The sequence below is a fragment of the Phenylobacterium sp. LjRoot97 genome (assembly GCF_964254345.1).
Classification (GTDB): Bacteria; Pseudomonadota; Alphaproteobacteria; order Caulobacterales; family Caulobacteraceae; genus Phenylobacterium.
The window spans coordinates 4,278,203-4,297,705 of the sequence record NZ_CAXUTH020000001.1; the positions used below are offsets into that span (position 1 = coordinate 4,278,203).

A 19,503-nucleotide genomic window follows, 5' to 3' on the forward strand; every position below is an offset into this window, starting at 1 on the left:
GCGAGCCGCAAGCTCAGCGCCCAGTCTTGCCCCCTCCACCGGCCATGCCGGTCCCCCTCCCCCATCGCGATGGGGGAGGAAGAAGACACTTCCAAAACGGCCCTCATGCCGGGTCGTACTCGCTGACCAGGTGGCCGGGCGCCACTTCCTTCAGTTGCGGCACATAGACCGGGCCGTCGGCCGTCAACTTCGAGGGCAGGAAGCGCAGGGCGCTCTTCGGGTCCATCGGCGAGGGCGGCTCGCCGGTCAGCTTGATGCGCGCGCGGCTGCGCTCGGCCGCCGGATCGGGGATCGGCGCGGCCGACAGCAGCGCGCGGGTATAGGGGTGCTGCGGGTCGGCGTAGAGCTGCTCGCGGCTCGCCTCCTCCATCACCCGGCCGAGATACAGGACCATCACCCGGTGGCTGATCTCGCGCACCACCGCCAGGTCGTGGCTGATGAAGATCATCGCCATGCCCATCTGCTTCTGCAGATCGATCAGCAGGTCGATGATCTGTGCACGGATCGATACGTCCAGCGCCGAGACCGCCTCGTCGCAGATCACCAGCTTCGGCTCCAGGATCATCGCCCGGGCGATGCCGACCCGCTGGTTCTGGCCGCCCGACAGCTCGTGCGGATAGCGGTTGATCAGCGCGGTCGAGAGCCCGGCCCGCTCCATCATCGCCCGCACCTGCGCCTCGCGCGCCGGGCCCTTCAGCTCGGGGCGGAACACCGCCAGCGGCTCGGCGATGGAATCGCCGATGGTCATGCGCGGGTCGAGGCTGGCCAGCGGGTCCTGGAACACGATCTGCAGGTCGCGGCGCGCGGCGCGCATCGACTCGCGGTCGGCGTGGGTGATGTCGCGGCCGAGCACGCTGACTGCGCCGCCCGTAGCCGGGATCAGGTTCAGCACCGCCCGCGACAGGGTGGACTTGCCGCAGCCGCTCTCGCCGACCACGCCCAGGGTCTCGCCCTGCCGCACCTTGAACGAGACGCCGTCGACGGCGCGCAGCGAGGCCTTGGTCCCGAACATGCCCTGGTGCACCGGGAAGTGCACTTCGATGTCCTGCGCCTCGACCACCACCGGCGCGTCGGCTGCGACGGGATCCAGGGTCGGCCGGCCGCCGCGCCCCTCGCGGTCCAGCCGCGGGATCGCCGCCAGCAGCGCCTGGGTGTAGGGATCCTTGGGCGCGGCGAACAAGGCCTTGGCCTCGCCCTCCTCGACATAGGCCCCGTCCTTCATCACGCAAACCCGGTCGGCCAGCCGCGCGATGACGCCCATGTCGTGGGTGATCAGCACCATCGCCGTGCCGGTCTCGCGGCCCAGCTCGGCCATCAGGTCGAGGATCTCGGCCTGCACGGTGACGTCCAGCGCCGTGGTCGGCTCGTCGGCGATCAGCAGCTCGGGCGCGCAGGCCATGGCCGCGGCGATCATCACCCGCTGGCGCATGCCACCCGACAGCTCGTGCGGATACTGGTTCATCCGCCGCGCCGCCTCGGGGATGCGCACGTATTTCAGCCACTCCAGCGCCTTGGCCTTGGCGGCCTTGTCGCTCATTCCCAGGTGCAGCCGCAGCGGCTCGGCGATCTGCTCGCCGATCCGCACGTGCGGCGTCAGCGCGGTCAGCGGGTCCTGGAAGATCATCGTCATCTTCGAGCCGCGGACCTTGTTCAACGCCCGCGGTTGCAGGCCCAGCAGCTCCTGGCCCTTGAACTTGATCGAGCCGCTCGCCTGGCCGTTGGCGGCCAGCAGGCCCATGGCGGCCATGAAGGTCTGGCTCTTGCCCGAGCCGCTCTCGCCGACCACGCCCAGCACCTCGCCGCGTCCGACGCTCAGGCTGACGCCGCGCACCGCGCTGACGATCCCGTCATGGGTTTTGAAGTCGATCTTCAGATCGTCGATGGAAAGGACAGGCTCGGCCAACTCGACCTCGGCAGGTAAACAGGCGCCGACCATAGACTGTTGCGGCGCCATGGCGAAACCACGCGCAGGGCCCCAAGTCTTTGGCTATACGATGGCGAACCGTGAGCGCCCCGATGAGTATCCCCCGCCCCGCCCTGTTCCTCGACCGCGACGGAGTCCTGAACGAGGACCCCGGCTATGTGCACCGCTGGGAGGACTTCCACTGGATCCCCGGCGCCCGCGAGGCCGTCGCCGCCTTCAACCAGGCCGGCTGGTGGGTGTTCGTGGTCACCAACCAATCGGGGGTCGGCCGCGGCTACTATGCCGAGGACGACGTCATCGCCCTGCACGCCAGGATGAGCGAGAGCCTGGGCGAGGTCGGCGCCCGCATCGACGCCTACTACTACTGCCCGCAGCATCCCGACGCCCAGGTCGACATCTACCGCCACCCCGATCCGCCCGACCGCAAGCCCAACCCCGGCATGCTGCTGCGCGCGATTTCCGAGTGGCCTGTGGACCTGTCGCGCTCGCTGATGGTCGGCGACAAGGATTCCGATCTGCAAGCCGCCGCCCGCGCCGGCGTCCGCGCCCTGCACTTCACCGGCGGAAACCTGGCCGAATTCCTGAAGGCCGAGGCGGTCGCGGCCTAGCTCTCTTCCAGTCATTCCGGCGAACGAAGCTGGGGGCCCGGACTGCGCGGGGTGAGCGGAGCTTTCAGAACCGCCGCCGCGACACCCGGCCGAGCCAGAGCATGATCCCGACATTGGCGGCCATGCCGGCCAGCACCAGCAGCATGCCGGGCCACGGCCCGCCGCCGGGCAGCCACTGCAGGAGAAAGCTCCAGGGCATGGCCAGCACGATCGCCACCACCCCGGCCAACGGGTCGGGCTCGACCCCGAACCAGCCGCGCGAACTGATCGGGATCAGCGCCAGCGCCGCCAGGCACATAGCCGCATAGACGCCCGCCAGCACCCGGCTCACTCGCATGCGCGCAACCTGCTCCTGCTTTGCGGGCCCAGCTTAGGCCCCGCCTCGCCGGAGACGCTAGCCGAGGATTTCCCCGAGCGCGGCCAGCAGCCGCTGCGTCTGCGCGCCCGTCCCGACGGTGATGCGCAGGTAGTCGGCCGTCCGCGCCGCCCCGAAATGCCGCACGATCACCGCCTGCTCGCGCAGCGCGGCGGCCAGCCCCGCCCCGCCCCGCGCGCCATGCCGGGCGAACACGAAGTTGGCGCTCGATGGCAGCACCGCAAAGCCCAGCGCCTCCAGCCCCTCGGTCAGCCGGCCGCGCTCGGCGATCACGGCGGTGCAGGACGCCTGGAAGAACGCCTCGTCCTCGACCGAGGCGATGGCCCCGGCCTGGGCCGGCCGCCCCAGCGGATAGGAGTTGAAGCTGTCCTTGACCCGCACAAGCCCCTCGATCAGCGCCGCGTCGCCGATCGCATAGCCGACCCGCAGGCCCGCCAGCGCCCGCGACTTCGACATGGTCTGCACGACCAGCAGGTTCGGATAGTCGGCGACCAGCGGGATGGCGCTCTCGGCGCCGAAGTCGACATAGGCCTCGTCGATGACCACCGGCGCGTCGGGATGCTCGTCCAGCAGCTGCCGGATCTGCGCGCGGCTCAGCGCCACCCCGGTCGGGGCGTTGGGATTGGGCAGGATGATCGCCCCGGCCGGGCGCCGATAGTCCTCGACCCGCACCGCCATCTGCTCGTCCAGCGGCACGGTCTCGTAGCCGATGCCGAACAGCCCGCAATAGACCGGATAGAAGCTGTAGGTGATGTCGGGGAACAGCAGCGGCGCCTCGCGCTTCAGCAGCGCGGCGAAGGCGTGGGCCAGCACCTCGTCCGAGCCGTTGCCGACGAACACCTGCTCAGGCGCAACCCCGTGATAGCGCGCCAGCGTCTCGCGGAGGGCCTTCGCCTCCGGGTCCGGATAGAGCCGCAGCGTATCGGCCGCCTCGGCCGCGATCGCCGCCATGGCTTTCGGCGAGGGCCCGGTCGGGCTCTCGTTGGTGTTCAGCTTGACCAGGTCCGCGATCTTCGGCTGCTCGCCCGGCACATAGGGCTTCAGCTGGTGGGTCAGGTCGCTCCAGAAGCGGCTCATGCTCGGGTCTCGCGTTTAAGCTGGCGTCTTAAGCAACCGCGCCACCGCGAAGTCCAGGGGGATGCTAGGCTTGCCCGACCGCCGCCGAAGGAAAGCCGATGCCCAAAGCCCCCGCCGACGAGCCGCCCAAGCGCTCCGCCGTCCAGGCCGCCGGGGCCTGCGCCTGCGGCGCCGTGCGGCTGGAGATCGACGTCCCGGCGGTCTGGGCCTGGCACGATCACTCGCACGCCGGCCGCCGCGCCCATGGCGGGGCCTACGCAACTTACGTCGGCTCCTGGCGCTCGCGCCTGCGGATCCTGGCGGGCGAGGAGCATCTGACCCGCTACGAGGACCCCGACACCGGCGCCGCCCGCAGCTTCTGCGCCCGCTGCGGCACGCCGATGCTCTATGAGCGGCCCCGCTCGCCGAAGATGGTCAACATTCCGCGCGGCGTGTTCAAGACCCGCACCGGCCGCGAGCCGCGCTACCACCTGGCCCTCTCCGAACAGGCCGACTGGATCTACGACGGCGCGCCGCTCGCCCCGCTCAAGGGCTATCCCGGCGTCATGCGCGAGCGCCCACGGCGGCGCAAAAGCCTGCCCGACGATCCGGGCGTTTGAGCGTCCGCCCCCGCCGCGCCCTAGACGCAAGGGTTCATCAGCGGCTCTCGCGGGACCGAGAGCAGCTCGTCTATGCCTTCCCGAAGCGCCGTCGGCCCCTGCGCCCTGTGCGCCGAATAGAGCTCGGGGATGTACTTGCAGAAGTCCCGGCCAGTCTGGTCGGCGATCATCGCCTTTCGCGCTTTGCGGATGTCCTTCGGCGGCGCCGAGGCGTTGGTCATGATGAACGCCTCGATCCGGTCGATCGAGTTGTCCAGCTCACGATCGAGGTCGCGGCTGCGGTCGGGGAGATCGCATCGCCGGCTGGCCTCCCGGACGAGCGAGGTCAACATCCAGATGCACAGGACCGCGCCCTTGCCGCTCTGGTCCACCGGCGGCGGGGGCGGCGGCGCGGCGATCGACGACGACCAGCAGGCGGCCAAGGCCGCCCCCAAGGCGACGGTACGCAAGACGGCCATCTCGACCTCCAGCCAATTGCGCGCGACATGTGCGCCTGCACACTCTGGTTGCAAGACGTGAATGACCGATAACCCGACCTCGCAGCCAATCTTGCTGCCTGTTCGCCGTTGGCCGGCGCGAAAGGCGCGTGCAATCTCATCCGCCTAGGGGAGAGCGCGTGCCATGCAGAACGTGATCGTCTACCTCGTCGGGCCGCCGGGCGTCGGCAAGTACACGGTCGGCAAGCTCCTCGCCGAGCGTCTCTCGGCCAAGCTTCTCGACAACCACTTCTGGAGCAATCCGATCCTCGAGGTGGTCGAGCCGGACGGCCAGCCGCTGCCGGCCGGCGTGTGGGACCGGACCAACGACGTCTTGGCCGCGGTGCTCGAAACCCTCGCCCGCTTCGGACCGGCCGGCCGCAATTACGTCTTCACCCATGCGGTCTCCGATCCCGGCGGCCATCCGCTCGACTGGATCATCGCCGGCCAGATCCTCTGGGTCGCCGAGCGGCGGGGCGCGCGGCTGCTCGTGGTCCGCCTGACCTGCGGCGAAGACCAGCTCCGCGACCGGATCGCCCGCGACGAACGGCGCCAGAGATTCAAGACCACTGACGCCGGCGCCGCGCCCTCGCTGGCCGCCCTCCCCCCGTTCCCGATCGACCACGACTGGGTTCTGGACCTGGAGACCAGCGGCCTCAGCGCCGCCGAATCTGTCGGCCAGATCGAGCGCGAGCTGCTCTCCCGGCCGTCGTCCTAGGCTCGCGCCCGCCGACCGCCCGCCCTATCTTCCAGACACCCAGGGAAGGAGACGCCTGACCATGTGCCGTAACATCAAGACGCTGTTCAACTTCGACCCGCCCGCGACCGACGAGGAGATCCGCGACGCCGCGCTCCAGTTCGTGCGCAAGCTGTCGGGCTTCAACGCGCCGTCCAAGGCCAACCGCGAGGCCTTCGACACCGCCGTCGACGAGGTCGCCGACGTCGCCCGCCGGCTGTTCGAGAACCTCGAAACCACCGCCAGGCCCAAGGATCGCGACGAAGAGGCCGCCAAGGCCAAGGCCCGCTCGGCCCAGCGCTTCGGCGCCGAGGCATGAGCGTCAGCGGCGGATGCCAATGCGGCGCGGTGCGCTTCCGCGTCGAGGGCGAGCTCGGCGAAGCCTCCATCTGCCACTGCCGCATGTGCCAGAAGGCGACCGGCGGCCTGTTCGGGCCCTATGTCGGCGCCCCCGCCGCGGCCGTGACCTGGACCCGCGGCGCGCCCAAGCGCTTCCAGAGCTCGAACAAGGTGATGCGCGGGTTCTGCGGCGACTGCGGCACCCCGCTCACCTACGAGTACGGCGACAAGGAGGTCGGCCTGGCCCTCGGCGCTCTCGACCGGCCGGCCGAGACGCCGCCGGGCGTGCAGCTGGAGTCGCCGGCCCAGCTGCCGTACTTCGCCGCGCTCGCCGCCCTGCCCGTCCACGCGATGGACGAACCGCAGGCCGCCGCCCACCTGGCCGGCATCGTCTCATACCAGCACCCCGACCACGACACCGACGCCTGGCCGCCGAAGACTTAGACGACGCTAAGAACGCACAAATCGGGAGGAGCCCGATGTCCGAACCCAAGCCTGGCCGGACGAAGATCAGCAGCTCCTAATTGGCGTACTGGCCATGGCGGTCTAAATGCATCATGCCAACGCGCATCATTTCCTTCCCACCCAGCCTGTAGCGATATCGCAATTCCCGGGGTTGATCGAAGGCGTCCACAAACACGACACGTCCCCATAGATAGAGGAAATAGTCTTCGCCGTGGATGAGAGCGACTTCTTCTTCCGACAGCGGCATGGGCAACTGAATGTCGATGAAGGAAGGGTCGCCAGGGTTGAGGACCGAACCCTCTTGACCGTCCGGAAAGTTGAGGGGGATATCAAGTCCAGGGTGATTGGCGGGCACGATGTTGTATGCCGCCATCTGCAGGAAATGATACGCAGGCGTACGGCCAGTATTCATAATTTGAATCACGACCCGAGCGTGTGAGCCCACCGCGATATCGAACTGATCTTTGACAGCGTTAGAAAGATAGGCACGCAGTTCCCGAACAGCATTAGTTCGAGCCAACGAAATCTGCTGATCGAACCGATCGGCCTGCACAGCAGCGTCCTCGTGCGACAAAAGTAGCGCCTTCTGAGCCTCTTCCAATGCAGCATTGTCAGCATCGGCGCTGCGTTTGCTCTGGCGCGCAGCTTCTTTCGCCCAGTGCGTAGCGCGATAAGCAAAGAAGGCGGCGATGCCAGTGAACGCAACCGCGACCGCGCCGAGCACCAGTTGCCAAAACGCATAGTCACGCTGAGCGCTACTGATCGTGTTCGCGGCTTCTGCGATGCGGTTCGCGGCACGATCTATGACAAGAGACTCTCGCTCGTAGGCGCTCAAGCTCAGGTCGCCATCAGCCTTGATGGGGGCGGGTGCCTGCGCGGTCTTATGCGGTCCTTGTTGTTCGCTGGGCGTCGCGATAGGGGCGGCGCCCGCCAGAAGGATAGCGCCTAGTCCTCCAAGCGCAGCGCGGTACCGCTCATTGCGATTAGTCATTGAATCAAGAACGCCCCGGTGAATTCGTCCTCGCTGATCTTGTTGCGAAGGTTGGCGTCTGTCTCGGTGATTTCAATGGAAGCGAGCTTTCTACCAGCCTGACCTAGCGCACGCAGCCCCTTGACCGCCGCCAGTATGTCCGGCCGCCTCCCTTGGTCGTCGCGGCCCTCGTGATGGGCTGGCGCAACCGCGTCTGAGCGTGACCATTTCGTCGCGCCGGGCCGATTCTGCCCCCTAATCGGTCGGCAGACGCGAAAAATGACCCAAAGCCTCTTGCGTAGTCGCAAACATGTCCTTATGTGCACTGCAACAATTGCTGCGTCGCACAAAAGGAGATGGACATGGCTCAAGCTATCGAACGCGTCATCGACTGGCTCATGGGCCCGTTCGCCCGCGAGCTTGCACGTATGCCGGCATCGTCGTTCCGCTATCTGCTGAACGGCCTCTAGACGACCGCGGCGCCCCTCCCTCCCCCAAGCCGCCCGTCTAGACACGAGAACCCCGCCCCGTCCTCCCCGGGGCGGGGTTTTTCGTTTTGGGGCGCCCAAACGACGAAGGGGGCCCGCCATCGGCGAACCCCCTCCAATCGACCCTCCGGCCGGCATCGCTCCCGTGGGGAGCTTTCAGCCGTCCTACTTGCTGGTCGCCGCGCGCTGGGCTTCGCACAGCTCGGCGATGCCCTTGCGGGCCAGGCTGAACAGCGCCTCGAACTCGTCCTGGGTGAAGCCGCGCTTCTCGCCGGTCGCCTGGATCTCGACGATGTCGCCCTTGCCGGTCAGTACGAAGTTGGCGTCGGCCTCGGCGTTGGAGTCCTCTTCGTACTCGAGGTCCAGCACCGGGACGTTGTTGTAGACGCCGCACGAGATCGCCGCGACCTGGTCGACGATCGGGTCCTTGGAGATCACGCCCTCGTCCAGCAGGTACTGGGTCGCCATCCGCAGCGCCACCCAGGCGCCGGTGATCGCCGCCGTGCGGGTGCCGCCGTCGGCCTGGATCACGTCGCAGTCGATCGAGATCTGGCGCTCGCCCAGCGCCGCCGGATCGACCACCGCGCGCATCGAGCGGCCGATCAGCCGCTGGATCTCCTGGGTGCGGCCCGACTGCTTGCCTTCCGAGGCCTCGCGGCGGCCGCGGGTGTGGGTGGCGCGCGGCAGCATGCCGTACTCGGCCGTCACCCAGCCCACGCCGCGGCCGCGCATGAAGCCCGGCACCCGCTCCTCGACGCTGGCGGTGACCAGCACCTTGGTGTGACCGAAGCTGACCAGGCACGAGCCCTCGGCATAGCGGTTGACCCCGGTCTCCAGGGTCACGGTGCGGAGCATGTCGGGGGTGCGGTCGGAGGGGCGCATAGGTGGTCCTGGAAGCTATGGGGTCTGGCGTCTTGCGTTTGGCGGCTTATCCTAGATGAGAGAGGTTCCGTCCATGGCCCTGACCGAGCACCGCCGCCCATCGTGACCAGCCCGCTGCTTTCCCCTGGGCCGTCGCTGGGCGAACTCGACGACCGCGCCCGCGAGATTTTCCGCCGCGTCGTCGAGAGCTACCTGGAGACCGGCGAGCCGGTCGGCTCGCGCACGCTCTCCAAGGGCGGCGTCCACCTGTCGCCGGCCTCGATCCGCAACACCATGCAGGACCTGACCCAGCTCGGCCTGCTGGGCGCGCCGCACGTCAGCGCCGGGCGGGTGCCGACCCATGCCGGCCTGCGGCTGTTCGTCGACGGCCTGCTTGAGGTCGGCGACGTGGCCGAGGAGGACCGCCGCAACATCGAGGCGCGGCTCTCGGCCAAGGGCCGCAACTTCGAAGAGGCGCTGAACGAGGCCTCCGCGATTCTGTCCGGCCTGGCCGGCGGGGCCGGCATCGTCGTCACCCCGGTGCGCGACGCCGGGGTCAAGCACGTCGAGTTCGTGGCGCTGTCGGCCGACCAGGCCCTGGCGGTGATGGTGTTCGAGGACGGGGTGGTCGAGAACCGGCTGATGCGGCTGGCGGCCGGCGTCACCCCTTCCTCGCTGCAGGAGGCGTCGAACTTCATGAACGCCCGGCTGCGCGGCCGCACGCTCGGCGAGGCGGGTCTGGAGATCCGCCGCGAACTGGACGCCGCCCGCCGCCAGCTGAACGAGACCGCCGCCCGCCTGGTCGAGGACGGCATGGCCGCCTGGAGCGGCGGCGACGGCGCCGACCGGGCCCTGATCGTCCGCGGCCGCGCCAACCTGCTCGGCGACCGCGAGACCCTCGACGACCTCGAACGCGTGCGCATGCTGTTCGACGACCTCGAACAAAAGGAGCAGCTGATCGGTTTGCTCGACGACGTGCGGGACGCCCAGGGCGTGCGCATCTACATCGGCGCCGAAACGCGACTCTTTTCCCTTTCGGGTTCCGCCGTCATCGCCGCGCCCTATATGACGGGCCGGCAAAAGGTGTTGGGCGCGATCGGCGTGATCGGTCCCGCCCGCCTAAACTATGCCCGGGTCATCCCGCTGGTGGACTATACCGCCCGCGTGCTGTCCCAGGTGACGAACGCTTAGAGGATTACAAGATGTCCGACGATCAAACGCCGGCCGAAGAATTCAACGAAGTCGCCGACGCGGCCATCGACGAGATCATCGCCCTGAAGGCCGAGGTCCAGGCCCTCAAGGACCAGATGCTGCGCGTCGCCGCCGACGCCGAGAACGCCAAGCGCCGCGCCGAGCGCGAGGCCAACGACGCGCGCGCCTTCGCGATCCAGAAGTTCGGCCGCGACCTGCTGACCGTGGCCGACACCCTCGACCGCGCCCTGGCCGCCCCGGTCGACGACCCCGCCGTGAAGAACTTCGTGGTCGGCATGGAAATGACCCAGAAGTCGCTGATGAGCGCCTTCGAGAACAACGGCCTGCGGAAGATCGACCCGCCGAAGGGCGAGAAGTTCGACCCGCACCAGCATCAGGCGATGATGGAGCAGGCCGCCCCCGACGTCGCCGCCGGCGGCGTCATCCAGGTGCTGCAGCCGGGCTACGAGCTGCTCGGCCGGCTGATCCGTCCGGCCATGGTCGTGGTCGCCGCGAAGGGCTCGGGCGCCGATCTGCCGCCCGCCGCCGCCGACGCGGCTCCGGCCGCCAACCCTTACGCCGCCAATGACGGCGAGGCCGGCGGCTCGGTCGACACCAAGGCCTGAGGGCCTAGCGGGGAGGGGGCGACCTGAAACGTCTCAGCGGCCGGGTCCGACTGCTGGCGGCGAGCCTCTCGGCCGTCGCCGGCTTCGTGGACGCCATCGGCTTCCTGCTGACCGGCGGTTTCTTCGTCTCCTTCATGAGCGGCAACTCCACCCGCTTGGCCGTCGGTCTGGCCGACGGCGCGAGCTACGCCGGCTTGGCCCTGGCGCTGATCGCCGCCTTTGTGGCCGGGGTCTCGACCGGGGCCCTGATCGGCCGCCGCGCCGGCCTCCGGCGCGGGCCGGCGGTGCTGGCCTTCGTCGCCCTGGCGCTGGCGCTCGCCGCCGTCCTGTCCGTGGTCGCCCCGCTGCCCGCCGCGATCCTGGTGCTGGCCTTCGCCATGGGGGCCGAGAACACCGTGTTCGCCCAGGACGGCGAGGTCCGCCTGGGCCTCACCTACATGACCGGCGCCCTGGTCAAGCTCGGCAAGGCGATCACCGCCGCCCTGCTCGGCGAGGACCGCTTCGGCTGGGCCCCGCACCTGCTGCTCTGGCTGGGCCTGGTCGCCGGCGCGGCGCTAGGCGCCCTGGCCTTCAACCTGCTCGGCCCGGCCGCGCTCTGGATCGCCGCCGCCGCCATGGCGCTCCTGGCGGCGCTCGCCGCGCGGCTGGACCTGGCGCCGGCCGCAGCGTAAGCGCGCTCGGCTGCGAGGGCGTCCGGACAGGCGCTCGAGATAACGGCGTTCCGCCTCCATCCCGATGCCCGAGCGCGAAACAAGCGTAACTGTAGCGGTTATGCATCACTGCGTCCGATGCGCGCGCTGAGCGCGCCCTGCACGTATTGCGCGATGCGCCCGATCAACCTAAGCGCGCCCCGCCCCGGACGTTCCCGGGGATTTGGGGGGAAACCAAATGAAACTTGCTTATGTCGCCGCCGTCGCCGCGCTCGCCTTCGCCGGCTCCGCCTCGGCTGAAACCTATGGCGCGCTCACCGTGGGCGGCCAGGCGATGAAGTTCGACGCGCCGGCGGACGACGCCAACATCGTCACGGTCGGCGGCCGCATCGGCTGGAAGGCCAACCAGTGGCTGGGCGTCGAGGGCGACCTGTTCTTCGGCGTCAAGGACGACCGCATCCACAGCCAGCCCGACGTCGATGTGAAGGTCGACAGCGCCGCGTTCATCTACGGCGTTGTCTTCGTCCCCGCCGGCGAGAAGTTCGAGCTGATCGGCCGCGCCGGCTACGGCCACCTCGCCGCCAAGGTCGAAGGCGCGGGCGTCTCGGAAGACACCAACGACGGCGCCTTCTCGGTCGGCCTCGGCGCTCAGTACAAGTTCGACGCCGCCAACGGCGTGCGCCTCGACTACACGCACTACGCCATCAAGGACGTGCCCACCAACGGCGTCACCGTCGCCTACGTCCGTACGTTCTAGTCCAGAGAGAGGGGCGCCCCCTGGGGCGTCCCCTCGATCGTCAGCGGCTTGCCGCGGGCCCAGCGAACCGCCGCGCCGCTCCACCGGCCGACGTACTGGCCATGGTCGTAGTCGCCCCGCACGCGACCTGCGATTGACCTTCACCGGCAAACTCGCCAAATCGGGTTGAGCACCGGGGGGAATGCGATCGTGACGTCCTACTTTTTCGAGACCATCGGCGTCGCCGAGGCCGAGGGTTATCGCGCGGCTGTCGACAGCCTGCAGTTTTCGACTGCCGGGGCCTCGGCCGGCCACATCCAGGTCGCCTATGACACCGCCACCAGCAGACTGGCGGTCACCTTCGCCTTGACCGGCCGCACTGTGGTGTTCGGCCCGGAATTCGCGGGTGAGCAGATCACCTTCGCGGACGGCTCCATGGCGATGATCGGGCGCTCCACCTTCTCCAATCGGTTCACGGCCGGCGCGGGCAATGACGCGGTGTTCGGCGGAGTGGTCGGCGACGACCTCGGCGGCGGCGCCGGCAACGACACCCTGGTCGGCGGCGTAGGCGGCGACTATCTCGCGGGCGGCCCTGGCGATGACCTGTTCATCGTATATCCCGGCGACTCCCTGGATTTGACCAACGATCGCGCGCGCGACCTCATCACCGACTGGGAGCCGGGAGATCGCCTGACCTTCGCCGGTCTGTCGGTCACCTCCGCCAATTTCGCCAAGACCACGGCCGCTTCATCGACGGCCGCGCTCGAGGCCGCCAACGCCCTGATCGGCGCTGGAACCATCGACGTCGTCGCCGTCGAGGTCGGCGGCAACGTGATGGTCTTCGCCGACACCCTGCAGAACAATGGCGAGGCCGATGACTGGGTGACGCTCACCGACCGCAGCCTGGCCGACATCAGCGTGGGCCAGTTCGGCGCCCCGCCGGTCCGTCCGCCCTATCCCACCGGCCCCGTCGAACCGGCGCCGCCGCAGCCGCCGGCGGTCGCGAGCACCAGCTCCGGGTACATGTCCGGGAACATGGACGCTGCGCACATCTCTGGTCTGCTGGGCAGCACCATCAGTGGAGCCTCGTCCACCAGCCTCTACCTGCAAGGCGCTCAAGGCGCCCTGAACCTGGGCGGGACCGGATTCGTCTACGACGCCAACCAGCAGCTGGTGGGCGGAACCATCACCACGTTGAGGTACGAGACGCACACCAGCGCCGCACCGACATTCTCTGCCGACCTGCGACTGCCGGGTGTTTCGGCCGCGCCGTTCGGCCAGTGGATCGCGACCGACGCCAACCAGCTCGCCTTCTCCACCCTGCTCGCGAACTCGGACCATCTCACTGGCAGCTATGGCCGTGACCTCATTCGCGGCTATGGCGGCGACGACGTGATCTACGGCGGCGGCGGCGGCGACTCACTGTTCGGCGGCGACGGAAACGACCAGCTCTTCGCCCTGCAGCAAGGCATCAGCTCGGTCGGTCCGAAGGACGCCGCGACCTATCTGCGCGGCGAGGCGGGCAACGACTACATCGTCGGCGGCGACGGCTTCGACGATATGCACGGCAACACCGGCGACGACACCATCAGCGGCGGCAAGGGGGCCGACTGGGTCGTCGGCGGCCAGGGTCAGGACCTGCTGTTCGGCGACGTCGGAAACGACATCGTCTACGGCAATATGGGCGACGACACCTGCCATGGCGGCGACGGAGCCGACACCATGCGCGGGGGCCAGGCGAACGACCTGATCTTCGGCGGCGCAGGCAACGACTGGATCGCCGGGGATCGCGGCGACGACACCATCACCGGCGGCGCCGGCGCGGACACCTTCTACACCTTCGGCGAAGCCGGGATCGACCGGGTCGTGGACTTCAACGCCGCCGAGGGCGATCGGATTCAGCTCGACGCCTCGACGACCTACACCGTCCGCCAGGTCGGCGCCGACACCATCGTCGAGATGGGCGGCGGCGGCCAACTGGTCCTGGTGGGGGTCAACCTCTCGAGCCTGCCGTCTGGCTGGATATTCACCCAGTAGCCCGGGGGGCGACCGTCAAACGACCAGCAGCTTGCCGCCGCCCATCGCGATCAACGACCGCTCGCCGGCCGGACCCGGGAACACCGCCTGCCAGGCTTCATAGCCGCTGGACCCCGCCCAGACCTCCAGACGCACGTCCCCCGCGAACGTGATCGTCAGGTCGGACGTGACCGGGGCGACGGCGACCGCTTCGACCGCCCTCTGCGCCAAGGCTTCAGTGGCCGACTTCTCAGCGTCCACCGGCTGCGGCAGCCCGAACTGCTGACCGTCGTCCGCGTCGGTGACCAGCACGCGGTCCGGCCCGACCAACCGCCACGGAGAGCTGGCGGCCAGGTTGCATCCAGCGCCGAAGTCGAAGCTCCAGTCATGCTCGCGGCGGCGCACCGAGCACCCACGCCCGAGCAATGCGATGCGAAGTTCCTCCACCGGATCGCGCACCCCTACCTCGCCGCCAGCCCGTACGCGACCACGTCGCAGACCTCGTCGGCGATCTGGCGCGGGGTGAGCGGATAGGTCGCCGGCAGCCACTTGGGCAGCCAGAGGAAGATCCCGGCCGAGACCTCGCCGACGAACACTGCGTCGCAGGCCCGCACCGAGCCGTCGGCGATCCCCTGGCGCAGGCTGCGGTTCGAGGTCATCCGCAGCCGCTGGCCGGCGCGCTCGAAGGCCGCGCGGTCGTCGGGCGCCAGGGCCAGCCGCCCAGGCTGCAGCATCAGCGGCGAGGCCGGCCCGGCCTGGGCCTGGACGTTGAGATGCAGCGCGATCAGCGCCTTGTCGAAGCCGTCGCGGCCCTGGGCGACGGCGGTGTCCATGATCAGGTCATAGAGCTCGAAGGCGCGCCGGTAACAGCGGGTGACCAGGTCGGCCTTGTCGTCGAAGTAGTGATAGACCGCGCCCTTGGTCGCCCCGACCTCGGCCCCGATGTCGTCCAGCGAAGCGCCGTCGATGCCGCGCTGGTTGAACAGCCGCGACGCCGCCGCGATCAGCTGGGCGATCTTGATCTCGTTGGTCTGCTGGCGGTCGAAGGCGTTGAACGAGCGGGCGGTCAGCGCCTCCATGTCCAGCGCGCAGAGCGGCGCCTCGCGCGGCCGCGCGGCGAACCCGTTCAGCATCAGGTCGACGATCGCCTGGGCGATCCGCCGCCGCGCCGCGCGCCCGTCGCGATAGCCGAGCCAGCCGGCCGACAGCCGACCCCAGGAGATCATCCCGATCAGGGCCTGGGCGGCGATCTCGCTGTTGCAGGACCTTAGGACGCCGCTCGCCGCCCCCTCCTCCAGCCAGCTGCGCAGCCGTTCAACGTTGCGCGCCTGCAGCTCGCGGATCACCCGCCGCTGGGCGTCGGGCAGGAAGTCGACGTCGCTCAGCACCGCCTGCGGCGCCCGCTCGTAGGCCAACTGCGCCTCGACCAGGGCGGCCAGCCGCTCGCGCGGGTCCTCGCTCGCCTCGGCCGCGGCGGCCAGGTCGTCGGCGCTCGCCTCGCAGGCCCGCTGATAGGCGCCGAACACCAGGTCCGTGCGGTCGGCGACGTAATAGTAGAGGGCGTTGCGCGACAGGCCGACTCGCTCGGCCACGTCGTTGATCACGATGCCGCCCGCGCCCATCGCGTTGATCTCGCGGGCCGCCTCGGCGAACAGCAGGTCGCGCTTCGCCGCGCGCTTGCGCGCCGGCTTGCCGTTTCCCTGATCGCCACTGCCCGCCATCGGCCGTTCGTCGCGCCTTCGCCGCCGTTCGTCAATCCGTACACCAGACATACGCAAGTGTCGAAGTTTGCTTGACGGTCAGTTCTGGACGTGTCGTTACTCCGCCAAACTTGAATGTCGAAAAACGGCGCGCCAACGAGCGACGCCGAAATCACGGGGAGGGAGCGCGATGCGTATTTCCAGGACGATGCGGCTGCGGCTTTTGAGCGGGGCGGGCGCGCTGGCCCTGAGCGGCGGGTTGGCCCAGGCCGCCGAGCCGGTCGAGATCGAGGCGGTGACCGTCACCGCCCAGAAGCGCGCCCAGGACACCCTCGACGTCGGCCTCAACGTCGCCGTGGTCGGCGCCCAGGAGCTGGCCGACCGCCGCGTCAGCCAGGTCAGCGACCTCGTCGCCTTCACCCCCAACGTCGACATCAAGGAGAACATGCCCGGCGTGCTGCCGGTGGTGACGATCCGCGGCGTCGGTCTCAACGACTTCTCGGCGACCAACAACCCCAGCGCCGGGGTCTATGTCGACGAGATCTATCTGAGCTCGCTGGCGCTGATGAACTTCGACCTCTTCGATCTCGAGCGGATGGAGGCGCTGAAGGGACCGCAGGGCACGCTCTACGGCCGCAACTCGACCGCCGGGGCCATCAACATCGTCACCGCCAAGCCCAGCTTCGGCGGCGTCGAAGGCCGCCTGGCCGCCGGCTACGGCAATTACCAGACCGGCGAGATCGAGGGCATGGTCAACCTGCCGGTCTCCGACACCTTCGCCCTGCGCTTCGCCGGCAAGGCCGTGAAGCAGGACGAGGGCTTCTTCGACAACCGCCTGCTCGGCCGCGACATCGGTCGCCGCGACGTCGGCCTGGCCCGCGCTCAGGCGCGGTGGGCGGCGACCGAGGACGTCGAGCTCCTGGTCAAGCTCGAGGTCCAGAAGGCCCGCTCCGAAGTCGGTGGGCCCGAGTTCTTCGGCGCCCTGACCCCGCCCGGCGCCCCGGCCGGCCTGGTCTGCCCCGGCTCGCCGGCCTGCATGGATTTCCAGGGCTATACCGACACCGACGGAAACCCCTTCGCCGGCGCGTGGTCGGTCGATCCGACCTATGACGTCGACCAGCGCGCGGCCACCGTGCGGCTGACCGCCGACCTCGGCTGGGCCGACCTGACCTCGGTCACCGGCTATGTCGACTTCAAACGTCAGTGGGGCGCCGACACCGACGGCGGTCCCTACCGCCAGACCGACTTCGTCGAGCACGACAAGATCAGCCAGATCTCCCAGGAGCTGCGGCTTTCCGGAACCAGCGCGCAGACCGACTGGATCGTCGGGGTGTTCGCCTCCCGCGACCGCGTGAAGATGACCTATGACGGTTCGCTGCAGGACCTGTTCAACACCAAGCTCCTGACCTTCACCGACCAGACCGCCAAGTCGGCCGCCGCCTTCGGCAACCTCGAATGGCGCTTCGCACAGGACCTCAGCCTGGTCGCCGGCCTGCGCTACACCTGGGAGGAGAAGGCCAATGTCGGCGGCGACCTCGACTTGGTCCCGAACTGCCCGGCCAGCTTCCTCTCGATGGTCCCCTGCGGCGCCGGCCCGGTGCCCCTCGCCTTCATCGACGAGACGATCGACGACACCAACTGGTCCTGGAAGCTCGGCCTCAACTGGAAGCCCGATCCGCTGACCCTGGTCTACGGCTCGATCAGCCAGGGGGTGAAGAGCGGCGGCTTCTTCTCGGGCGTGGCCACCACCACCGCCCAGCTCCAGCCGTACGAACCCGAGACCCTCATCGACTACGAGGTCGGGGTGAAGCAGCGGCTGCCCGAGCTTGGCCTCGCCTGGTCGGCCAGCGCCTTCTTCTACGACTATTCCGACGTGCAGACCTTCATCCGCGACACCTCCGGCGGCCTGCCGATCCAGCGGCTCGGCAATGTCGACGAGGCCTCGATCTACGGCCTCGACCTCGACGCCACCTGGTCGCCGGCCGCCCTGCCGGGCCTCGACCTGGTGGCGGGCCTTGGCCTGCTGCACACCGAGCTTGGCGCCTTCGCCTCGTCGACCGGCGCCGTGCCCAAGGGCAACAAGCTCCCCGACGCGCCCGAGGTCAGCTTCACGGTCTCGGCCGCCTACCGCTTCGACCTCGGCCAGGACGCGACCGGCCGCCTGCAGGTCGACGGCCGCTACGCCGACGACATGTTCAAGGACGCGCTCAACGACCCGCTGATCGCCACCGACGCCTACTGGGTGTGGAACGCCCGGGCCAGCGTCGCCCTGCCGAACGATTGGGAAATCGCCGTCTGGGGCAAGAACCTCGCCGACGAAGAGTACGTCACCCAGGGGGTGAACAACCTGCCCCTCGGCTTCGGCTTCCGCGTCTACGGCGCCCCGCGCACGTTTGGTGTCACCGTCTCCAAGGCCTTCCAATGAGCATCCAGATCCACGGCTCCGCCGACCCCGCCTTCGCCGCCCTGGCGGCCGAGTTCGAACGCAACTTCGCCGAGCGCGGCGACGTCGGCGCCGCCCTCTCCCTGGTGATCGACGGCGCCCCCGTCGTCGATCTCTGGGCCGGGAGCCTCGACGCCGCGCGCGCCCGGCCCTGGGCCGCCGACTCGGTGGTCAACATCTGGTCGACGACCAAGGCGGTCGGCGCGCTCTGCTTCGCCATGCTGGTCGATCGCGGCCTCTGCGCCTACGACGACAAGGTCGCCCGCTGGTGGCCGCAGTTCGCCGCCCACGGCAAGGACGGCGTCACCATCGCCATGCTGCTGTCGCACCAGGCCGGGCTCTGCAGCTTCCGCGACCCGGCCGTGGTCGAGGACTTCTACGACCTGGAGACCGCCGCCGCCCGGCTGGCGGCGACCGAGCCGCTGTGGCCGCCGGGCTCGCGCTCCGGCTACCACGCCATCTCGATCGGGGTGCTGGCCGGCGCGCTCTTCCGCCGCATCGAGGGCCGCAGCCTGACCGACTTCGTCGCCGCCGAGCTGGCCGCCCCGCTCGGCCTCGACCTGACCCTCGGCCTGCCGGCGTCGGAAGAAGCCCGCCGGGCCGAGATGATCGCCCCGCCCGAGCTGGCGACCTCGAACATGACCACCGACCTCAACCCCTCGCAGGCGGCGGCCTATCTCAACCCGGTGATCGAGCCGCTGCTGCCCAACAGCCCGGCCTGGCGCGCCTGCGAGCTGGTCTCGGCCAACGGCTTCTCCAACGCCCGCTCGCTGGCGCGGCTGTTCGGCGAGGTCGCCGCCGGCCGGCTGCTGTCGGCGCAGACCCTCGCCCAGGCGACGCAGCTGCGGATCAGCGGGCTCGACGAGGTGCTCGGCGTCCCGGCCCGCTGGGCCGCCGGCTTCCTGCTCAACACCGACGGCCTCTACGGCCCCTCGCCCTCGACCTTCGGCCACTCCGGCTGGGGCGGCTCGTTCGCCATGATCGATCCCGACCGCAAGGCGGCGCTGGCCTACACGATGAACCGCATGGGGACCGACCTGGTCGGCGATCCGCGCGACGTCGCCCTGATCGCGGCCGCCTACGAGGGCCTGACCGCCACGGCCTGACGGCAAGTTGCTGGACGCTATCGGCAGGTTTCTGGTCCGCCTGCCGATAGCGTCTATATCGCCTGATCGGCGCCTTTTCGGGTCGAGGCCGCGACGTCCGGCGAAGCCGCGAGCAT

The 19,503-nt window shown here is 69.3% G+C and carries 21 protein-coding genes; 12 read left to right on the forward strand and 9 right to left on the reverse strand.

Features of this window, described 5'->3' with window-relative positions; translation table 11 throughout:
• Positions 1 to 103: 103 nt before the first annotated feature.
• Complete coding sequence (locus ACSQ2H_RS21260; protein ID WP_436063354.1) at positions 104 to 1,954, reverse strand: ABC transporter ATP-binding protein; 1,851 nt, start codon at positions 1,952 to 1,954, stop codon at positions 104 to 106.
• Positions 1,955 to 2,016: 62 nt separating this feature from the next.
• On the opposite strand from ACSQ2H_RS21260, the gene ACSQ2H_RS21265 reads away from it, so the two are divergent.
• Positions 2,017 to 2,532, forward strand: coding sequence for a D-glycero-alpha-D-manno-heptose-1,7-bisphosphate 7-phosphatase (locus tag ACSQ2H_RS21265; protein ID WP_436063355.1), 516 nt, complete (start codon positions 2,017 to 2,019; stop codon positions 2,530 to 2,532).
• Between the two features lie 64 nt (positions 2,533 to 2,596).
• Here ACSQ2H_RS21265 and ACSQ2H_RS21270 read toward each other — a convergent pair whose 3' ends face one another.
• Both ACSQ2H_RS21270 and hisC read right to left on the reverse strand, forming a co-directional pair.
• Positions 2,597 to 2,869 (reverse strand): SCO4225 family membrane protein, encoded by a 273-nt coding sequence (locus ACSQ2H_RS21270; protein ID WP_436063356.1) that lies wholly within the window; start codon positions 2,867 to 2,869, stop codon positions 2,597 to 2,599.
• A gap of 57 nt (positions 2,870 to 2,926) precedes the next feature.
• Positions 2,927 to 3,985, reverse strand: coding sequence for a histidinol-phosphate transaminase (gene hisC / locus ACSQ2H_RS21275; RefSeq protein ID WP_436063357.1), 1,059 nt, complete (start codon positions 3,983 to 3,985; stop codon positions 2,927 to 2,929).
• Positions 3,986 to 4,083: 98 nt separating this feature from the next.
• Here hisC and ACSQ2H_RS21280 point away from each other — a divergent pair, with 98 nt between their 5' ends.
• Positions 4,084 to 4,584 (forward strand): GFA family protein, encoded by a 501-nt coding sequence (locus ACSQ2H_RS21280; protein ID WP_436063358.1) that lies wholly within the window; start codon positions 4,084 to 4,086, stop codon positions 4,582 to 4,584.
• A gap of 20 nt (positions 4,585 to 4,604) precedes the next feature.
• Here the strand turns inward: ACSQ2H_RS21280 and ACSQ2H_RS21285 are convergent, their stop codons facing one another.
• Positions 4,605 to 5,042 carry a hypothetical protein gene (locus tag ACSQ2H_RS21285; protein ID WP_436063359.1) on the reverse strand — a complete coding sequence of 146 codons (438 nt, stop codon included), beginning with the start codon at positions 5,040 to 5,042 and terminating at the stop codon, positions 4,605 to 4,607.
• Positions 5,043 to 5,205: 163 nt separating this feature from the next.
• Between ACSQ2H_RS21285 and ACSQ2H_RS21290 the strand changes: the two genes are divergently transcribed.
• From ACSQ2H_RS21290 to ACSQ2H_RS21300, 3 genes are all read left to right on the forward strand, one after another.
• Entirely contained in the window at positions 5,206 to 5,778 is a 573-nt protein-coding gene (locus ACSQ2H_RS21290) for an AAA family ATPase (RefSeq protein ID WP_436063360.1), read from the forward strand.
• Positions 5,779 to 5,839: 61 nt separating this feature from the next.
• On the forward strand, positions 5,840 to 6,115 hold the full coding sequence (locus ACSQ2H_RS21295) for a DUF2277 domain-containing protein (RefSeq protein WP_436063361.1): 276 nt from the start codon (positions 5,840 to 5,842) through the stop codon (positions 6,113 to 6,115).
• A complete protein-coding gene (locus ACSQ2H_RS21300) occupies positions 6,112 to 6,579 on the forward strand; it encodes a GFA family protein (protein WP_436063362.1) in 468 nt (155 codons plus the stop codon). Before ACSQ2H_RS21295 ends, ACSQ2H_RS21300 begins: the two co-directional genes overlap by 4 nt.
• A gap of 76 nt (positions 6,580 to 6,655) precedes the next feature.
• Here ACSQ2H_RS21300 and ACSQ2H_RS21305 read toward each other — a convergent pair whose 3' ends face one another.
• Together ACSQ2H_RS21305 and rph are read right to left on the reverse strand one after the other, a co-directional pair.
• Positions 6,656 to 7,591 (reverse strand): hypothetical protein, encoded by a 936-nt coding sequence (locus tag ACSQ2H_RS21305; protein WP_436063363.1) that lies wholly within the window; start codon positions 7,589 to 7,591, stop codon positions 6,656 to 6,658.
• 632 nt (positions 7,592 to 8,223) lie between these two features.
• The gene (gene rph, locus ACSQ2H_RS21310) at positions 8,224 to 8,940 is read right to left on the reverse strand and encodes a ribonuclease PH (protein WP_436063364.1); all 717 of its coding nucleotides are present in this window, start codon (positions 8,938 to 8,940) and stop codon (positions 8,224 to 8,226) included.
• Between the two features lie 99 nt (positions 8,941 to 9,039).
• On the opposite strand from rph, the gene hrcA reads away from it, so the two are divergent.
• The 4 genes from hrcA (at position 9,040) to ACSQ2H_RS21330 (ending at position 12,143) form a co-directional block, all read left to right on the forward strand.
• The gene (gene hrcA / locus ACSQ2H_RS21315; protein WP_436063598.1) at positions 9,040 to 10,110 is read left to right on the forward strand and encodes a heat-inducible transcriptional repressor HrcA; all 1,071 of its coding nucleotides are present in this window, start codon (positions 9,040 to 9,042) and stop codon (positions 10,108 to 10,110) included.
• A gap of 11 nt (positions 10,111 to 10,121) precedes the next feature.
• A complete protein-coding gene (gene grpE, locus ACSQ2H_RS21320; RefSeq protein ID WP_436063365.1) occupies positions 10,122 to 10,736 on the forward strand; it encodes a nucleotide exchange factor GrpE in 615 nt (204 codons plus the stop codon).
• 53 nt (positions 10,737 to 10,789) lie between these two features.
• Positions 10,790 to 11,407 carry a YoaK family protein gene (locus tag ACSQ2H_RS21325; protein ID WP_436063599.1) on the forward strand — a complete coding sequence of 206 codons (618 nt, stop codon included), beginning with the start codon at positions 10,790 to 10,792 and terminating at the stop codon, positions 11,405 to 11,407.
• Positions 11,408 to 11,624: 217 nt separating this feature from the next.
• Complete coding sequence (locus ACSQ2H_RS21330; RefSeq protein ID WP_436063366.1) at positions 11,625 to 12,143, forward strand: porin family protein; 519 nt, start codon at positions 11,625 to 11,627, stop codon at positions 12,141 to 12,143.
• Here ACSQ2H_RS21330 and ACSQ2H_RS21335 read toward each other — a convergent pair.
• Complete coding sequence (locus ACSQ2H_RS21335; protein ID WP_436063367.1) at positions 12,140 to 12,265, reverse strand: hypothetical protein; 126 nt, start codon at positions 12,263 to 12,265, stop codon at positions 12,140 to 12,142. The two genes, ACSQ2H_RS21330 and ACSQ2H_RS21335, sit on opposite strands and share 4 nt — an antisense overlap.
• A 67-nt stretch (positions 12,266 to 12,332) precedes the next feature.
• Here ACSQ2H_RS21335 and ACSQ2H_RS21340 point away from each other — a divergent pair, with 67 nt between their 5' ends.
• A complete protein-coding gene (locus ACSQ2H_RS21340; protein ID WP_436063368.1) occupies positions 12,333 to 14,159 on the forward strand; it encodes a calcium-binding protein in 1,827 nt (608 codons plus the stop codon).
• A gap of 15 nt (positions 14,160 to 14,174) precedes the next feature.
• On the opposite strand, the gene ACSQ2H_RS21345 is transcribed toward ACSQ2H_RS21340, so the two are convergent.
• Both ACSQ2H_RS21345 and ACSQ2H_RS21350 read right to left on the reverse strand, forming a co-directional pair.
• Positions 14,175 to 14,597 carry a hypothetical protein gene (locus ACSQ2H_RS21345; protein WP_436063369.1) on the reverse strand — a complete coding sequence of 141 codons (423 nt, stop codon included), beginning with the start codon at positions 14,595 to 14,597 and terminating at the stop codon, positions 14,175 to 14,177.
• Between the two features lie 2 nt (positions 14,598 to 14,599).
• On the reverse strand, positions 14,600 to 15,859 hold the full coding sequence (locus tag ACSQ2H_RS21350) for a TetR family transcriptional regulator (protein WP_436063370.1): 1,260 nt from the start codon (positions 15,857 to 15,859) through the stop codon (positions 14,600 to 14,602).
• Positions 15,860 to 16,028: 169 nt separating this feature from the next.
• Between ACSQ2H_RS21350 and ACSQ2H_RS21355 the strand changes: the two genes are divergently transcribed.
• Together ACSQ2H_RS21355 and ACSQ2H_RS21360 are read left to right on the forward strand one after the other, a co-directional pair.
• Positions 16,029 to 18,263 (forward strand): TonB-dependent receptor, encoded by a 2,235-nt coding sequence (locus tag ACSQ2H_RS21355; RefSeq protein WP_436063371.1) that lies wholly within the window; start codon positions 16,029 to 16,031, stop codon positions 18,261 to 18,263.
• Positions 18,260 to 19,387: a serine hydrolase domain-containing protein gene (locus ACSQ2H_RS21360; RefSeq protein ID WP_436063372.1), complete on the forward strand. Its 1,128-nt coding sequence runs from the start codon at positions 18,260 to 18,262 to the stop codon at positions 19,385 to 19,387. Before ACSQ2H_RS21355 ends, ACSQ2H_RS21360 begins: the two co-directional genes overlap by 4 nt.
• Positions 19,388 to 19,503 lie beyond the last annotated feature (116 nt).

Coding starts and splice junctions, on each gene's coding strand:
- ACSQ2H_RS21260 (WP_436063354.1), bottom strand. CDS start 1,954: ATGGCGCCGCAACAGTCTATGGTCGGCGCCTGTTTACCTGCCGAGGTC.
- ACSQ2H_RS21265 (WP_436063355.1), top strand. CDS start 2,017: ATGAGTATCCCCCGCCCCGCCCTGTTCCTCGACCGCGACGGAGTCCTG.
- ACSQ2H_RS21270 (WP_436063356.1), bottom strand. CDS start 2,869: ATGCGAGTGAGCCGGGTGCTGGCGGGCGTCTATGCGGCTATGTGCCTG.
- hisC (WP_436063357.1), bottom strand. CDS start 3,985: ATGAGCCGCTTCTGGAGCGACCTGACCCACCAGCTGAAGCCCTATGTG.
- ACSQ2H_RS21280 (WP_436063358.1), top strand. CDS start 4,084: ATGCCCAAAGCCCCCGCCGACGAGCCGCCCAAGCGCTCCGCCGTCCAG.
- ACSQ2H_RS21285 (WP_436063359.1), bottom strand. CDS start 5,042: ATGGCCGTCTTGCGTACCGTCGCCTTGGGGGCGGCCTTGGCCGCCTGC.
- ACSQ2H_RS21290 (WP_436063360.1), top strand. CDS start 5,206: ATGCAGAACGTGATCGTCTACCTCGTCGGGCCGCCGGGCGTCGGCAAG.
- ACSQ2H_RS21295 (WP_436063361.1), top strand. CDS start 5,840: ATGTGCCGTAACATCAAGACGCTGTTCAACTTCGACCCGCCCGCGACC.
- ACSQ2H_RS21300 (WP_436063362.1), top strand. CDS start 6,112: ATGAGCGTCAGCGGCGGATGCCAATGCGGCGCGGTGCGCTTCCGCGTC.
- ACSQ2H_RS21305 (WP_436063363.1), bottom strand. CDS start 7,591: ATGACTAATCGCAATGAGCGGTACCGCGCTGCGCTTGGAGGACTAGGC.
- rph (WP_436063364.1), bottom strand. CDS start 8,940: ATGCGCCCCTCCGACCGCACCCCCGACATGCTCCGCACCGTGACCCTG.
- grpE (WP_436063365.1), top strand. CDS start 10,122: ATGTCCGACGATCAAACGCCGGCCGAAGAATTCAACGAAGTCGCCGAC.
- ACSQ2H_RS21330 (WP_436063366.1), top strand. CDS start 11,625: ATGAAACTTGCTTATGTCGCCGCCGTCGCCGCGCTCGCCTTCGCCGGC.
- ACSQ2H_RS21350 (WP_436063370.1), bottom strand. CDS start 15,859: ATGGCGGGCAGTGGCGATCAGGGAAACGGCAAGCCGGCGCGCAAGCGC.
- ACSQ2H_RS21355 (WP_436063371.1), top strand. CDS start 16,029: ATGCGTATTTCCAGGACGATGCGGCTGCGGCTTTTGAGCGGGGCGGGC.
- ACSQ2H_RS21360 (WP_436063372.1), top strand. CDS start 18,260: ATGAGCATCCAGATCCACGGCTCCGCCGACCCCGCCTTCGCCGCCCTG.